This window comes from uncultured Campylobacter sp., assembly GCF_947255105.1.
Lineage (GTDB): Bacteria > Campylobacterota > Campylobacteria > Campylobacterales > Campylobacteraceae > Campylobacter_B.
In genome coordinates this window covers 1-16,001 of sequence record NZ_CAMYFP010000011.1, presented here as the reverse complement: position 1 = coordinate 16,001, position 16,001 = coordinate 1, and the positions used below count along the sequence as shown (strand labels likewise).

The 16,001-nt window shown below is 35.5% G+C and carries 14 protein-coding genes and 1 pseudogene; 9 read left to right on the top strand and 6 right to left on the bottom strand.

Annotated features, from left to right (window positions below; genetic code table 11):
• Positions 1 to 97: 97 nt before the first annotated feature.
• Both Q0X52_RS06370 and Q0X52_RS06365 read right to left on the bottom strand, forming a co-directional pair.
• On the bottom strand, positions 98 to 841 hold the full coding sequence (locus Q0X52_RS06370) for a thioredoxin domain-containing protein (RefSeq protein ID WP_297576204.1): 744 nt from the start codon (positions 839 to 841) through the stop codon (positions 98 to 100).
• A gap of 113 nt (positions 842 to 954) precedes the next feature.
• Positions 955 to 2,052 (bottom strand): CinA family protein, encoded by a 1,098-nt coding sequence (locus Q0X52_RS06365; RefSeq protein ID WP_297576202.1) that lies wholly within the window; start codon positions 2,050 to 2,052, stop codon positions 955 to 957.
• A 122-nt stretch (positions 2,053 to 2,174) separates the two neighbouring features.
• Here Q0X52_RS06365 and ileS point away from each other — a divergent pair, with 122 nt between their 5' ends.
• From ileS to Q0X52_RS06330, 7 genes are all read left to right on the top strand, one after another.
• Positions 2,175 to 4,934 (top strand): isoleucine--tRNA ligase, encoded by a 2,760-nt coding sequence (ileS, locus tag Q0X52_RS06360; RefSeq protein WP_297576200.1) that lies wholly within the window; start codon positions 2,175 to 2,177, stop codon positions 4,932 to 4,934.
• 99 nt (positions 4,935 to 5,033) lie between these two features.
• Positions 5,034 to 6,395 carry an Asp-tRNA(Asn)/Glu-tRNA(Gln) amidotransferase subunit GatA gene (gatA, locus tag Q0X52_RS06355; RefSeq protein ID WP_297576198.1) on the top strand — a complete coding sequence of 454 codons (1,362 nt, stop codon included), beginning with the start codon at positions 5,034 to 5,036 and terminating at the stop codon, positions 6,393 to 6,395.
• Positions 6,395 to 7,843, top strand: coding sequence for an IMP dehydrogenase (guaB, locus tag Q0X52_RS06350; RefSeq protein ID WP_297576196.1), 1,449 nt, complete (start codon positions 6,395 to 6,397; stop codon positions 7,841 to 7,843). Before gatA ends, guaB begins: the two co-directional genes overlap by 1 nt.
• Positions 7,843 to 8,958 (top strand): homoserine O-acetyltransferase, encoded by a 1,116-nt coding sequence (locus Q0X52_RS06345; RefSeq protein WP_297576194.1) that lies wholly within the window; start codon positions 7,843 to 7,845, stop codon positions 8,956 to 8,958. The genes guaB and Q0X52_RS06345 overlap by 1 nt, the downstream gene beginning before the upstream one ends.
• Positions 8,942 to 9,130, top strand: a complete 189-nt coding sequence (xseB, locus tag Q0X52_RS06340) for an exodeoxyribonuclease VII small subunit (RefSeq protein ID WP_297576193.1) — start codon at positions 8,942 to 8,944, stop codon at positions 9,128 to 9,130. The genes Q0X52_RS06345 and xseB overlap by 17 nt, the downstream gene beginning before the upstream one ends.
• Complete coding sequence (locus tag Q0X52_RS06335; RefSeq protein ID WP_297576192.1) at positions 9,123 to 9,926, top strand: carbon-nitrogen hydrolase family protein; 804 nt, start codon at positions 9,123 to 9,125, stop codon at positions 9,924 to 9,926. Before xseB ends, Q0X52_RS06335 begins: the two co-directional genes overlap by 8 nt.
• Positions 9,923 to 10,585 carry a ThiF family adenylyltransferase gene (locus Q0X52_RS06330; protein WP_297576191.1) on the top strand — a complete coding sequence of 221 codons (663 nt, stop codon included), beginning with the start codon at positions 9,923 to 9,925 and terminating at the stop codon, positions 10,583 to 10,585. Before Q0X52_RS06335 ends, Q0X52_RS06330 begins: the two co-directional genes overlap by 4 nt.
• A 16-nt stretch (positions 10,586 to 10,601) precedes the next feature.
• Here the strand turns inward: Q0X52_RS06330 and Q0X52_RS06325 are convergent, their stop codons facing one another.
• From Q0X52_RS06325 to Q0X52_RS06310, 4 genes and pseudogenes are all read right to left on the bottom strand, one after another.
• A complete protein-coding gene (locus tag Q0X52_RS06325) occupies positions 10,602 to 11,813 on the bottom strand; it encodes a multiheme c-type cytochrome (RefSeq protein ID WP_297576190.1) in 1,212 nt (403 codons plus the stop codon).
• Between the two features lie 213 nt (positions 11,814 to 12,026).
• The gene (locus tag Q0X52_RS06320; protein ID WP_297576189.1) at positions 12,027 to 12,464 is read right to left on the bottom strand and encodes a DNA starvation/stationary phase protection protein; all 438 of its coding nucleotides are present in this window, start codon (positions 12,462 to 12,464) and stop codon (positions 12,027 to 12,029) included.
• Between the two features lie 54 nt (positions 12,465 to 12,518).
• Positions 12,519 to 13,751: a glucose-6-phosphate isomerase gene (locus Q0X52_RS06315; RefSeq protein WP_297576262.1), complete on the bottom strand. Its 1,233-nt coding sequence runs from the start codon at positions 13,749 to 13,751 to the stop codon at positions 12,519 to 12,521.
• A gap of 8 nt (positions 13,752 to 13,759) precedes the next feature.
• Positions 13,760 to 13,879: pseudogene (locus Q0X52_RS06310) on the bottom strand (UTP--glucose-1-phosphate uridylyltransferase); the annotation flags it as partial.
• A gap of 209 nt (positions 13,880 to 14,088) precedes the next feature.
• Here Q0X52_RS06310 and Q0X52_RS06305 point away from each other — a divergent pair.
• Together Q0X52_RS06305 and Q0X52_RS06300 are read left to right on the top strand one after the other, a co-directional pair.
• A complete protein-coding gene (locus Q0X52_RS06305; RefSeq protein WP_297576187.1) occupies positions 14,089 to 14,709 on the top strand; it encodes a YigZ family protein in 621 nt (206 codons plus the stop codon).
• Positions 14,710 to 14,896: 187 nt separating this feature from the next.
• Entirely contained in the window at positions 14,897 to 15,382 is a 486-nt protein-coding gene (locus tag Q0X52_RS06300; protein ID WP_297576186.1) for a hypothetical protein, read from the top strand.
• Positions 15,383 to 16,001 lie beyond the last annotated feature (619 nt).

The window sequence follows — 16,001 nt, the reverse complement described above, 5'->3', positions numbered from 1 at the left end:
CTTAAATTTAAGAGTTAAAAAGAGCTAAATTTACTACTAAATTTCAAAGTGAAATTTAAAAAGGAGCCAAAGTAGTTTAAATTTGGCTCCAAACTAACTACTCTTTTTCTATGCTAAATGTAAATGGTACGCCCTTTACCAAGCCTTTTGAAAATATAACTTTGGCATCTTTTAAAACCAAATCTCTCTCTTCATCGCTTGCCTCATCGTTATTTATAGCCACATCCTTATCATAATATTTTTCCAATATCTTAATGATCTCATCTTGCCTGTTTGGCTCTATCTTGCTTGCAAGGCGTAGCATAAGAGCTGCTTTTGTATAGGCACTTTTGCCATGAACTGGCGCAAAGATTATCTTAACATGCCCATTCCTTAGATATTTGACTATCCTTTGCATATCTTCTCTACAGTATGGACACTCAGGATCTGTTATCATGTAAATAGTTGTTTTGTTTTTTGGATTGAATGACTCAATATGGATAAATCGCTCTTTTGGAATAGTTTTAACAATCTCATAAACTTCCATCTCAAGGCTATCTTGCAACGCTCTTTTAGCTTTTTCTATCTTTGCCATATCCTCTTGGTTGGCAACTACTATTTTTTTAGGAAGTTCAAATAAATTATCGCCACCAGCATCGCCAAGCCATGCACTTTTTTGCCCATCTTCGCTATTTTTAACAATGACAAGCTCCAAATTTAGGCTCTTTAACTCATCTTTTGCAATGATCTCAAAGGCCTTATCATTGCCAAGCAGCTCTTTTAAATTTGACTCCCACTCTCCAAACAGAAATGAAGTTAGTAAAAGCGGCACCACTGTTATAGATAAGAATAGTTTTTTCATATTAACTCCTTAAAATTTTATTAATTATAGCAAATAATAACAAAATTTAAAATTTAAATACTATTCAAATTTAGATAAAACAGCTGAAATTTAGGCCTTTAAATTTGACAAATTTAGTCTAAAAATAGATCTTCTCTTAAGACTAAAAGTAGGCTAAAGGCGATATTTACACTCTCTTTTCTAACGCTTTGTCTATCGCCCTTTATTAAAAATCGCTGCACGATTTTTTTGCCACCATTTTGCATCACCCCGATATAGACAGTCCCAACAGGCTTATCTTTGGTCGCTCCGCCAGGTCCTGCTATGCCGCTTATTGCGATGGCAAAGCTAGCACCACTACCTTTTATAGCGCCATCTAGCATCTGCTCTACGCACTCTTTGCTTACAGCGCCATAAGTTTTTAGCACCTTCTCTTCTACATTTAGCCAGATATGTTTTATTTGGTTGGAGTAGGTGACTAATGAGCCATCAAAAACTTCGCTACTTCCTGCAATGTTGCAGATAGTCGCTGCACAAAGTCCAGCTGTGCAAGACTCTGCAAAAGTTATCTTGGCTTCATTTTTTGCAAGTTTTTTTACTACCAACTCTTCAATGCTCTTTTCAAAGATAACTCTATTTTTAAAAACCTCTTTGCACTCTTTCAAAAAGCTATCTAGTTGCAAATACTCGCCTCTTTCTACTCTAACCAAAAGTAGATATCTGCTGTAGGGAATGGTGTTTATGGTGGCGTTGTATCTTTGAGCAAGTTTGCCAAGCTCCTCTTTTGCCTCACCAATCTCATATCCAAAGAGATAAAAGTCCTTAAATGAGGGCTCTTTTTCATAAAAAATAGTTGGAAAGTCACAAAGAGGGTCGCTTTTTAGAAGGTTGATGTAGGAGCTATTTAGGCTGGTAAGAAAGCTATTTTTACATACTTTAGTAGCTCTACTTAGAGAGAGCGTCTGCTCATCTTTTAGCTCAAGTTCATCTTTGGTTAGAGTTGCTAGTATCTTTGCAACAACATAGTAACTACTACTTGAGGTAAAAATAGTTATAAAAAGCTGCTCTTTTGAGAGTTGTTCCAAAACTTCTGGAAGTTTTGGGTCATTTTTGCTAATAAACTTAAATCTATTAATAAAGCCAAATTTATCAATATATTGTTTAAAGATATCTAGCAAAAAATCCATATTTATCTTTAAGTCATCGCCAATTAAAATAAGTATATTTTCCATCAAATCTCTCTTAATAAATTTAGCTTTATTATATCAAATGTTTAAATTTTTATCTGTTTCAGCACCACTTAAATATTCTTAGCTAAAATTTAGGAATTTATTTACTTAAAAGAAGGCTATAGATGGATTATAAAGAGACACTATTTTTACCAAATACAACATTTTCAATGCGAGGTAACTTGCCGCAAAACGAGCCAAAAAGGTTTAGTCAGTGGTATGGTCAAATGGATGTATATAACAAGATGAAGGCTAAAAGACAAAATGCTAGTGCTACTTTTAGGCTGCATGATGGTCCGCCATATGCAAACGGGCATCTTCATATAGGGCACGCACTAAACAAAACTTTAAAAGATATCATTATAAAAACCCACTATTTTTTTGGAGAAGATATTAGATATGTGCCTGGTTGGGACTGTCACGGACTTCCAATCGAACAGCAAGTTGAAAGTATTTTGGGTGATAAGAAAAAAAGCACTCCTACAGTCAAAATAAGGGAGCTTTGTAGAGCTCATGCGAATAAATTTATAGACATACAAAGAGATGAATTTAAAAAACTTGGCATTATTGGAGATTGGAACAATCCCTACCTTACACTAAAATATAGCTTTGAAGCAGATATCTACGATGCACTTTGTAAAATAGCCAAAAAAGGTCTTTTAATAGAGCGAAGCAAGCCTGTATTTTGGAGTTGGGCTGCAAAAAGTGCTTTGGCTGAGGCTGAGGTTGAGTATAAAGATAAGGAAGATTACTCACTTTATGTTGCTTTTGATTTGGATGTTGATGCTAGTAAAAAGCTTGGCATAGAGGGGGCAAAGGCAGTTATTTGGACTACTACACCATGGACCTTGCCAGCCAATCAAGCCATAGCTTTAAATCCTGATGAAAAATATGTAGTTACCAAAGAGAAACTTATCTTTGCAAAGCCGTTGCTAGAAGTTATGGTTAACAAAAAGCTAACAAGCGGAGAGATTATAAAGGAGTTTGACTCAAAAGAGTTAGAGTATCTACACGCGATAAACCCACTAAACGACAGACAATCACTCTTTATACTCGCAGATTTTGTTTTGATGGATGGAGGAACTGGATTAGTTCACTCTGCGCCAGGTCATGGTGAAGATGACTACTATGCAAGCTTAAAGTATGATATTGAGGTCATTATGCCTGTTGATGAAGAGGGAAAATACGACGAGACTCTTCGCACAAAGGCTCTTTTTAGAAAAGATGTTGTAGATGAGCTAATCGGTATGCATATCTTTAAGGCAAATGAGAGGATTTTGGAACTTCTTGGTGATAGCGTTTTAGACTCAAGTAAATTTATCCACTCCTATCCATTTTGTTGGAGAACACACAAGCCAGTGATTTACCGCGCAACTAAGCAGTGGTTTATAGCGATGGACGAGCCAAAACTAAGCAACAACAAAACCTTAAGAGAGGTTGCTCTATCGGCTATAGAAAAAGTTAAATTTTATCCAAGTAGCGGTCAAAATAGACTTCGCACAATGCTTCTAAATAGACCTGATTGGTGTATCTCAAGACAGCGTGACTGGGGAGTGCCGATAGCATTCTTTAGAGACAAAGCCACAAAAGAAGTGCTTTTTGATGATGATATTTTGGCAAATTTAACAAATATTTTTAGACAAAAAGGGGCTGATGCGTGGTGGGAACTTAGCATAGCAGAGCTTTTGCCAAAAGGCTCAAAATACAATCCAGATAGCCTTGAAAAGGTAAATGACATTCTTGATGTTTGGTTTGATAGTGGAAGCACTTGGAAAGCGGTGCTTTTAAGTGATGAATATGATACAAAAGGCTTTCCAGCAAGTATGTATTTGGAGGGAAGTGATCAGCATAGAGGTTGGTTTCAAAGCTCTTTGTTGGTAAGTTGTGCTATAAATGAAACAGCTCCATACAGAGCCATTTTAACACACGGCTTTACAGTTGATGAAAATGGTCAAAAGATGAGTAAGTCCATCGGAAATGTTGTAGCACCTGATGAGGTCGCGCAAAAATATGGCATAGAGATTCTTCGCCTTTGGGTAGGACTTAGCGACTATTCGAGCGACTTGAAGATAAGTGATGGTATTTTGAAGCAAGTTAGCGAGCAGTACCGCAAGATAAGAAATACTATAAGATTTTTACTTGCCAATGTAAGTGATCTTGAAGCAGTTGATCTCTCTAGCTTTTCACCACTTGATAAGTGGATTTTAAACAGAGCCACAAAGGCCTTTAGAGAGAGTGAGAATGCCTTTAGAGAGTATGATTTTTCAAAGGGCTTTAATATACTTTTAAATTTCATAAGCTCAGATCTTAGCGGTATCTATCTAGATGTTTGCAAAGATAGGCTTTACTGCGATGAGATGGATGCCAAAAGACGTATCTCAGCCCAATCCACAATGGTTCTTATAACCAAAACTTTGCTAGCACTCATCGCTCCAACTCTAACCTACACAGTAGATGAAGCTTTGGAAAATGCGCCAGATGTGATAAAGAGAGATTTTAAAGATGTTTTTGATATCTCCTATGTTCCTTTGGAGTTTGATTTTGAAGAGCAAGATGAGCTTTTTGTAAAGGCAAGAGAGAAGTTTTTTGAGATAATAGATGACCTTAAAAAGCAAAAAATCATAAACTCAACTCTACAACTTTGCTTACAAACTAGCTCAAACACCATCTTAGCATCAGATATCTCTCATAGCATTGATTGGTTTATAGTAAGTGATATCTCACCTATCGATGGACGCGAGTCTATAGCTCAGTTTCAAGTAGATGATGAGCTATTTAGACTAGTTTTAAGTAGCGAGCATAAGTGTCCAAGATGTTGGAAGTATCAAGCCAAAAAAGAGGGCGATCTTTGTCCGAGATGTGCTAAAGTGATGAACAATGCTTAGAAGCGAAGTAAGCTTTACGACAATTGCTATTACCATTTTGGTCTTAGCAGTAATTAGTTTTATTGGAATTTATTTGGTAAAAAAATATAAGGAGTAGGTGTGGTTACACTAAAAGAGGCATTAAAACTCAACAAAGATGAGTTAAGTAAATTTAAACTTGCATTAAAAGAGAAGATAGAAAAAGAGAGAAGTTTAGGCGCATATGTAGAGCAACTTTTAGGAAGCAAACTTTCAGAGCTTGGAGATGGAATTCCAATAGCCATTAAAGACAATATCCAAGTAAAGGGCTGGAGTGTCACATCGGCATCCAAAATTTTACAAGGATATGTCGCTCCATATAATGCAACTGTTATAGAAAAGTTGATAGAGAGCGGCTTTGCACCTTTTGGAAGGACAAATATGGACGAGTTTGCCATGGGCAATACCACTCAAACTTCATTTTATGGCAAAACTCTAAATCCAACCGATCACTCAAGAGTGCCAGGTGGAAGTAGTGGCGGAAGTGCTGCTGCTGTTGCTAGCGGACTTGCTATAGCTGCTCTTGGAAGCGATACTGGTGGAAGTATTCGTCAGCCAGCTGCCTATTGTGGATGTGTTGGGTTTAAGCCAAGCTATGGAAGAGTTAGCAGATGGGGACTTGGTGCCTACTCAAGCAGTCTTGATGTTATAGGTCCAATAACTCAAAATGTAGAAGACGCTAGTTTGTTATATGATGTGATATCTGGAGCCGATGATAGGGATAGCACAAGTTTTAGAGGCGATTATGTAAAAACTCACCCAAATTTAAATCCCAAAAGAAAACTTAAAATAGCAGTTATCAAAAACTATGTAGATGAGGCAAGTGATGAGATAAAAGAGGCACTTTTAAAGAGTGTAGAAGAGCTTAAAAAAGCAGGACATGAGATAGTTTATAAAGAGCTATCCAACTCTAAATTTCACGTTGCAACCTACTATATATTGGGAACTGCAGAGGCAAGTGCAAATTTAAATAGATTTGATGGTATAAGATATGGCTACAGAGCGCCAGCAAAACATCTAAAAGAGATCTATGTAAATAGCAGAAGCGAAGGTTTTGGCGCTGAAGTAAAAAGAAGACTTCTTCTTGGCACATTTGTCTTAAGTAGCGGTTATTATGATGCCTACTATATAAAAGCGCAAAAGGCAAGAGCCTTTATAAAAAAAGAGTTTGACGCAATACTAAAAGAGTGTAATCTTATCTTTATGCCAGTAACTCCAACAGTTGCACCGAAATTTGATGAAAAGACAGATCCGCTCAATAGCTATCTAGCTGATATCTATACAATTGGAGCAAATTTAGCAGGCCTTCCAGCTATCTCAGTGCCAGTTGCAAAAAACAGAGATGGTCTAAATATAAGCGCCCAACTAATAGGAGCGGCATATGATGAGCAGTGCGTTTTAGATGGCGGATTGATTTTGGAAAATATTAAGAAAGGAAAATGATGAAAATCGTAAAAAAAGCTCTAACATTTGAAGATGTTTTGTTGGTACCTCAGTACTCAGAAGTTTTGCCAAAAGAGGTCTGCTTAAAAACCAAATTTAGCAAAAATATAGAGCTAAATTTACCACTTGTAAGTGCTGCTATGGACACTGTTACAGAGCATAGAGCTGCTATTATGATGGCTAGACTTGGAGGGCTTGGAGTTATACACAAAAACATGGACGAAGAGTCTCAAGCAAGAATGATAAAAAGAGTAAAAAAGAGCGAAAGTGGAGTCATAATAGATCCGATTTTCATCCTTCCAGATGCAAAAATCAAAGATGCGCTTGATATTATGGCTGAGTTTAAGATTTCGGGCATACCTGTCGTAGATAAAGATAGAATGTTGCTTGGAATTTTAACAAATAGAGATCTTAGGTTTGAAGTTGATATGAATGAAGATGTAGCGTCAAAAATGACAAAAATGCCACTTATCACAGCGCCAAAAGGTTGTACTCTTGATGACGCAGAGAAAATTTTTAGAACTAACAAAGTTGAAAAGCTTCCTATCGTTGATAAAAATGGCAGACTTGATGGACTAATCACCATAAAAGATCTAAAAAAGCGTATAGAATATCCAAATGCCAACAAAGACAAATATGGCAGACTTAGAGTTGCAGCAGCTATTGGAGTAGGACAGATAAGCAGAGCTAGAAAGCTTGTAGAAGCCGGTGTTGATGTGCTTGTTATGGACTCAGCTCACGGACATTCAAAGGGAATTATTCAAACTCTAAAAGAGTTAAAACAGCTTTTTGACATCGATGTTGTTGTTGGCAATGTTGCAAATCCTGCAAGCGTGAAAGATTTGGTAGATGCGGGAGTTGATGGAATAAAAGTTGGCATAGGACCTGGAAGTATCTGCACTACTCGTATAGTCGCAGGAGTTGGTGTGCCACAGATAACTGCTATAAATGATTGTGCTAATGAGGCAAAAAAATATGACATTCCAATCATAGCAGATGGCGGCATCAAATACTCAGGCGACATTGCCAAAGCTCTTGCAGCTGGTGCTAGTTGTGTTATGGTAGGTGGACTACTTGCTGGTTGTGATGAGAGTCCGGGTGATCTTATCACATTTCAAGGAAGACAGTATAAGAGTTACCGCGGTATGGGCTCGATTGGCGCTATGAGTAGAGGAAGTGCCGATAGATACTTTCAAGAGGGAACTGCTTCAGAAAAGCTTGTACCTGAGGGAATTGAGGGAAGAGTACCATATTCTGGTAGCCTAAAGAGTGTTATTTTTCAGTTAGAGGGCGGTCTTAGATCTTCTATGGGATATTGTGGAAGTAAAGATATACCTACATTTCAGCAAAAGGCTGAGTTTGTAGAGATTACTAGTGCAGGTCTAAAAGAGAGTCATGTTCATGATGTCATCATAACTAAAGAGGCGCCAAATTACCGAGTAAATTAGTGCAGATAACTACACAGATAGAACAGTTTGACACACCACTATATCTAGAGAGCGGTAGAGTTTTAAACCGCTTTCATCTAGCTTATGAGAGCTATGGCAGACTAAATAGCAAAAAAGACAATGCGATTTTAATCTGTCACGCCCTAACTGGCTCAGCTCATGCTGCTGGAAAGTATGAAGGAGATGCAAAAGCTGGCTGGTGGGATGGCATGATAGGAAGTGGCAAGGCGATTGACACTGATAAATATTTTGTCATCTGTATAAATGCGCTTGCTAGCCCTTTTGGCTCCACATCGCCACTTGATATTATGGATAAAAAAAGTGGCAAAGAGTATAGGCTTAAATTTCCAGTTATAGTTATAAGTGATGTTGTAAATTCTCAACTCAAACTTTTAAAAAAACTTGGCATAGAGAGACTTCACGCAGTAATAGGTGGTAGTTTTGGCGGTATGCAGGCACTTTGCTATGCTATAGAACATCCTAAAATTTCTGATAGAGTTATCATACTTGCCTCATCTTATGCAACGCCACCTTGGGCAATAGCCTTTAACAAAATAGCAATAGAGGGTATTTTAAACGACCCAGCTTTTAAAAATGGAGAGTATGATAGAGAAAGTATCAAAAAAGAGGGCCTAAATGGCTTGGCACTTGCTAGAATGGCAGGACATATAAGCTTTTTAAGTCCCTACTCAATGGATCTTAAATTTGGTCGCAACTACGTTCAAACCGATGGTCTTTATGAGCTAAAAGGGCGATTTGAAGTAGATAGATATATGGAGTATAATGGCTACAATTTTGCAAAAAGATTTGATCCGCTCTGCTATCTTTATACTGTAAAGATGATGAATATATTTGACTGTAGAAGACACTATGATGACTTAAGGGACGCTCTTTTGCCTATCGAGTCAAATGTGACTCTCATCTCATTTAGTGGCGATGTTTTGTTTCCGCCCTATCTTATGAGAGAAATTTACGATGAGCTTTGTAGCATCGGTAAAAAGGACCTTGTGAGATATATTGAGATAGATAGCAACTATGGTCATGATGCATTTTTGGTAGAGATTGATAAATTTAACTTCTATGTAAAGGAGGCGATAGATGGAAAAAGAACTTAGTTTTGAAGATAGGCTAAAAGAGATAGACAAGATTTTAGAGCTTTTTAACGACAAAAATATAACCTTAAAAGAGAGCTTAGAAGCCTATAAAAAGGGGGTAACTCTTTTAAAAGAGGCAAGCAAAATTTTAGAAAATGCAAAACTTCAAATTGAGGAGCTAAAGGTTGATTAGGCTTGCAGCTCTTCAGTTACCAACTCTTTCGATGAGCGGAGCAAGGATTGAGTATTATCTAAAATATGTCAAAGAGCAGGGTGCGAAGCTTGCCTTGCTTAGCGAATACAATCTCAACAGCTTTTTTACCGAGCTAATAAAAATGCCAAGAAGTATGATAAAAGAGCAGATATTGCATAAAAAGCAGCTATTTTTGGAGCTTAGTAACAAGTTTGAGCTACTTATAGTTGCGCCAATTATCATAGAAGAAGAGGGCGACTTGCTTAAAGGTGTGATGAAATTTGATGGCAAAAAAGCCACCTTTTATCCGCAAAATATATTGATAAACTATCCACATTGGGATGAGGCTAGTTTTTTTGCAAACTATGCTAAATTTCAAGAGGTAAAAATTCCAATCTTTAGCTTTGAAGAGTTTAAATTTGGAGTTATTTTTGGCTATGAAGCGCACTTTGATAACTTTTTTCACACTATCATAAAAGAGGAGGTCGATTGTATTTTGATGCCAACTGCCTCTACTTTTGATTCAAATTTGAGATGGCAAGAGCTTTTGAAGATGAGAGCCTTTTTAACTAACAGCTATCTTTTAAGGGTAAATAGAGTTGGTAAAACAAAGCTAGAGGATAGCTCTATCGAGTTTTATGGCGATAGTTTTCTAATCTCGCCATTTGGAAAAATTGAGGATTATTTAGGTGAGAAAGAGGGCGCTTTGGTAGTCGAGTTAAACAAAAAGAGCATAAAAGAGGCTAGAGAGCTTTGGAAATTTAGATCAAATTTAGAAAAAAGAGAGCTTATTTGAAAGAGGAGTATTTTAAAAGACAGATAGAGCTTTGGGGTGCCAAAAGACAGGATAGCTTAAAAGACAAAAGTGTTTTGATAGTCGGAAGTGGCGGACTAGGAAGCTCTTTTGCCTATGCTCTTGGAAGTAGTGGCATAGGGAGTTTTGATGTTGTGGATTTTGACAGGGTTTCTTACTCAAACATTCATAGACAGATACTTTTTGATATCAAAGATGAGGGCAGATATAAGGCTGAAGTTTTTAAAGACAAGATTGAGAGTCGCTCACCAAATGTAGCTATCACGCCATATTTTGATAAATTTAGTGATTTTATAAAAAAAAGCGATAAAAGCTATGATATTATTTTGGATGCAACTGACAACTTCCAAACAAGGGCAGAGATTGACAGCTATGCAAAGACAAGGGAAATTCCTTGGATCTATACTGGAGTTGAAGAGTTTTTTGCAAAGATAGCTTTCATCCATAAGAGTGATTTTAAAAAGTTAGCTAAATTTCAAAGTAGTCCAAAAGGGATAGTCGCTCCTACAGTTATGTTTGCAGCCTCTTTTAGTTCAAATTTGGCACTTCGCTATCTTGCAGGGTTTGAGGTCAAAAAAGATTTGCTTTACTATTTTGACCTAAGTTTAGATGAGATAGCACTTCGTAAATTTAAGTTATAGCTTCAGCTACTTTAAATTAAAATAGCTGAAAACTCTTTTTAACTATCTCATAAGGCTTTGTAAAATGCTCACTGTCTATGCGAAGTTTATATTGTAAAGATGGTGATAATATATAGTATATTAGCTCAACATCTAGCGTATTGGCACCTTCTGGTGGATAGAGCGTGATGGTTTTTGTAGAGCTTGGCTCTAGTCTAGTATCACTTACTAAGTTGGTTGCTACATAGGAGAGGGTTTCTAGATTTTTATCATCAATGTAGGTTGCTTTAAGCTCTATATTTTCGCTTTTTAGCACTTCATCGCCTTTTTTGTAAGTTAGTTTTACCATAAGACTTCTACCGCTAAAGCCACTTGGGATTTTATGTGAAACACTATTTTTTATGAGAAGATCGATTGATTGATAGTTTCTAACCAAATCCACAAAAATGACATCTTTTAAAAGATCTGTATCATTTCTAACACCGGCAAATATATGCGATCTCATAATTCTTTTTGTAGCTGTTGCTGAGTGAATTTCTGGCGCTATTATTCCCTCTTTTGGATCTCCCATATGACAATCCACACATCTTCTAGCATCGCCACTTGACTTTTGTTCTGCTCCTGTATTGTAGGTTGAAAGTGCGTTGCTTGAACCATTTCCTTGGTGGCAGATAAGGCAAAGCTCATCACCTGAGACAAAGAAATCTCGCTTTTTGCTTTCATGATATTTTGCTCTATCGCTCTCATCTTCAAACGGACCAACGATAACTGGACCTTTTATCCAATTTATAAGTTCATAACCAACATCATTGTTACTTTTTTTAGGTTTTATGCTATCAATGTTATGACAAACATAGCAAGAGACACCATTTTTTATGTGAATAGCGCTTATCGCCTCATCTACAACTTGCTTCTCTTCTGTATTTACATCAAAAGCTTTTGACAACATATAGTTTTCATCTACACTTTTTACATCAAGGCGTGGGTTGTGACATTTACCACAATTAAGCAAAGTGGCTTCATATGGCTGTCTCAACTCTTTTGAAACGAACTTTACTGTTGCATGGTAGAGCTCATTTTTTTCTTCGTGCGATTTTGCATGCAAAGAGGTAACCCAATCCTTTACCTGTTCTTCGTGACAGGCTGTGCAGTTAGTAGGCTTGGTAAATCTCTTGACAATATCTGGGTTTGGTGAACCAATCACAAAACTTATAGCGAAAAAAAATACAAAGGTAAAAACTCTTAACATAAATCCAACCTATTTTTAATCTTTTTTGGTATTTTATAACTATTTATTCTACCATACTTTTATTAAAATATAATAATTTTTTGATAATTTATTTAAAATCTATTAAATTTATATTGAAAGAGTGGGTTTAAAGAGCTATTTTGAAAGAAGATATCAAGAAATTTTAGTTTTATAAGAAGTTGTGAGATAGGGAGAGTGGCTCCCTATCTGTGATTATGCAAGCATTGATCTTAACATCCAAAGATCTTTTTCATACTTTCCAATATAATCATCACACATCGCAACAGTAGCACTATCGCCCTCTTTTTCTGCAAGTTCTGCTAGTTTTTTAAACTCTTTTAACATATATTCATAGGCAACTTTCATATTTTCAGCAACCTCTTTAGCTGTAAAGCTATCTTTTTTTGCTATAGGAAGTTTAGCTGCCTCTGCCATAGCTTTGTTGCAAACATATGGCTTTCCACCAACTTGCAAAACTCTCTCGGCTATTTGATCAAAGGCCTCAAAAGCTGCGTCATATGCTGCTTCTGTATAGTTATGAACTGATACGAATTGAAGCCCTTTAACATTCCAATGGTAGTTGTGAAGTTCTGTTATAAGCAAATGTAGGTCCGCTTGAATTTGTTTTAACTGATCTATAACTTTTGTCATTTTCTTCTCCTTATTTTATTATAAATTTGATAGTGATTATTATATGAAGTAAATTTAAACATTATGTAAATGCTTTTTTGTAAATATTGTTTTTAAAATTCTCTTTCCAACTTCAACTCCTGGTTGATCATATGTATTTATGCCAAGCATTGCTCCAACACAGCTAGTAAGTAGTTCATAATAAAATATCAAATATCCCATATGCCACTCATCAAGACTTTGGACCTCCAAAAGATCCACACTAAGCCCCTCGTCTATCAATAAATTTAGTGTTGCTTTGCATTGAAGATTTAAAAACTCTTGATATGAAGTGCCATTTACAAAATCGCACTCTTCTAAACCTTCTAGTGAGAGTTGTGGGACTGTTAAGTTAGATGAGCTATTGGAAACTTTGATAAAAGTTACTGTTTTGTCTTTTGGACCGTCCATTAGAAGTTGCAAAAATGAGTGCTGATCTTTACTTCCTATAAGTCCAATCGGCGTCAATCCAACTCTTGTGTGTGCTCTTTTTTTGCCAAGACTCTCAGCCCAAAGCTGGACGTACCACTCATTAAACTCTTTTAATTTTTCCGAATAACTAAACAATATATTTGCCGATGCGCTGTTTGAGGTTGCATAGTGATATGCTTTTTGAAGAATTGTGAGATCTTTTAACTCAAAAAACTCTCTTTCACACTCTCTTGCTCCATTTAAAAGCTCATCTATATCAAAACCTGCGATATAAAGAGGAATTAGTCCGATGACACTTAACACGCTAAATCTTCCACTAATATTCTTTGGAGCGTTAAAAAACAGCACCTCTTTTGAGATGGCAAATTTCTCAAGTTTTGAGCCTTCGTTTGTTATGATGATGAAGTTATCTTTAAGATTGTCGACGTTGAATTTATCAATTATTAGTTTAAAGTTTGTGATAGTTTCGATAGTTGTGCCTGATTTGGAGATGATTAGGAAAAGAGTTGTTTTGTAATGTAGCTTTTTTGTCATCTCTTCAAAATAAAGCCCATCAATATTGTCTAAAAAATGCAAATTTATCTTTTTATAATTATGCTGCAATGCCCTGTATATCGCCTTTGTTCCAAGACTAGAGCCCCCAACCCCAACTACCACAACATCGTCAAAACTTCTATTTTTTAAAAACTCATCAACTTTTTTTAAAATCTCTTTATCAAATTTAAGCAGATGATAGTATCCAACTTGACCGCTCTTAAACTCACTATTTATGCGCTCTTGATACTCTTTTATGAGTTGAAGTTGCTCTTTGTTGAAGTAAATTTTATTTTTTACCATTAAATTTCTCATAAAAGTTCAACAAATCCACGATAAAAGCCACAATCAAATCTTTTGCCTTTAAATTTATAAGCAATAACCATACTCTCTTTTACCTGTTTTAAGAGTGCGCCTACTGTCTGTATCTCTTTGCCAATTCCCGACTTAGTCTTTTTAAAGGCAAATTTTTTCATACATTTAATAGATAGCAAAAACATATCCAGCAGCAGGGAAAAGACAACTTTTTATCATAATAGTTCCTTAAATAAATTTAGTTATTATACCTAACTTGGCGTTTAAATTTAGCTTCGCAAATGTTATGATAAAATGTTTGAAATTTAGCTAATTAGGAGCTGTTTTGCAAACTATTAAAAAGACATATCAGACATCACAAGAGATTAGAAAGTCAAATTTCATTGCCTTTTTAACGCCATTTAGTGAGTTTGAAACTCTCTACAAAAGGCTAAAAGAGGAGCATCCAAAAGCGGCTCACATCGTTTGGGCCTACAGACATCTTAATAAATTTCACCAAATAGTAGAAAACCAAAGCGATGATGGCGAACCAAAAGGCACAAGCGGACCAGCGGCACTTTCTGCCTTAAAAGGGGCAAATTTGATAGAGTGTGCTGTTTTGATAGTGCGGTATTTTGGCGGGATTAAGCTAGGAACAGGAGGGCTAGTGAGAGCCTATGGAAGTAGCACAAATTTGGCTATAGATGGTGCAGAGGTTGTGAAATTTGAGCTTAGATATGACTGTAGTTTTTTTACAAGTTATCAGCTGCTCTCAAGAGTTGAGTATTTTTTGGAGCAAAATAACATTGACTCGCTTAAAGAATTTGATGAAAACGGCGCTAAAATAGAGATAAATTTAACCAAAGATGAGTTAAAAAAGCTACTTGATTTGACAAATGAGTTTTACAATAAAGATGATTTTTACTATCTCTCTTTGCCAACTGTTGCTAAAGAGTTTTTATTTTGAGAGTCTGTTTTGTTAGTTGGCAAGACTTTTAAATTCGAGTGATTTGTTGAAGTTTTTACTCTTTTAGCAACAAAATTTAAAATACTAATATAAATAGAGCAAAAATAGATAAATTAAGATAATTTTAAGCATTCTATTTTTTTTTTTTTTTGATAATATGTGACTATTAAAAAATTAGGAGAGAGATATGAAAAAAATAGCTCTATATTGCTTGATTTCTTTTGTTTTTATCGGATGTGCTTCGAATGCAAAATATTCTTTTAGTAGTGGTTTTGAAACATCACAAAATAGGATATTACAAGTTCCATCAAAAGATAAAGCAAGAGTATATGTAACAAGAAAAAACAATATTTGGGTCGGAATAGGGTTAGACTTTGTCTTTTATTATGACTACAATCCACAGTTTAATGACCATAATGAGCCAATTTATAGGAATAACTTTTTAGCAAAAATTTCAAATGGCGGATATGCCTTTATGGATTTGGAGCCAAATATGCCAACTATCATAACTTTGTATGGTTCAAATATTTTTGGAGAGGCTAGTCTGAAAAAATATGTCTATTTTACACCAAAGCCTGGAAAATTTTATTGTCTAGAAGCTTCTTATGATTCGAACGGATATGTTGAACTAGGCTTTATTGACCTACAAACTTGCGAAAAGATGATTCGATAATAGTAAAGAGAGATTTAAGCTTATTAAATACTTAAATCTCTAACTTATCGCTTAAATTTAGAGTAACCCGTTTCAAATTTATATCTTCCAACCACTTCAATTTAACTCATCTTCAAATTTAAACTCATCAACCTTTAAAAAACTACATCTAATTTAGACTTTAACTAAATCTATCTTTAATCTAATCTGCTTCAAATATAACCCTGCCTCAAATTCATATCCATATAACTTTTAACTAACTTTAAATTTCAACTCAAACAACTTCTGTATTCAAACATCCAAACAACTTTAAATTCCAGCTCAACAAACAACTTTAACCACTTAAATTTCAACTCACTATCACTTTTCAAATCTACTTTAAATTTCAACTACTCTTATTTATATATTAGAATCATCTTTAAATTTAAAACCTCTTTTAACTAAACCAAACCACTTCAAATTTAACTCATCTGAAATTTAAACCAATCAAAAACCACACCTAATTTAGACTTATAACCAATCTATTTTTAATACAACCTGCTTCAAATTCATATCCATATAGCTTTTAACTCACTTTAAATTTCAACTCAAACAACTCCTACCCTCTAAACTCCACTACTCTTTAACAAACAATATATCT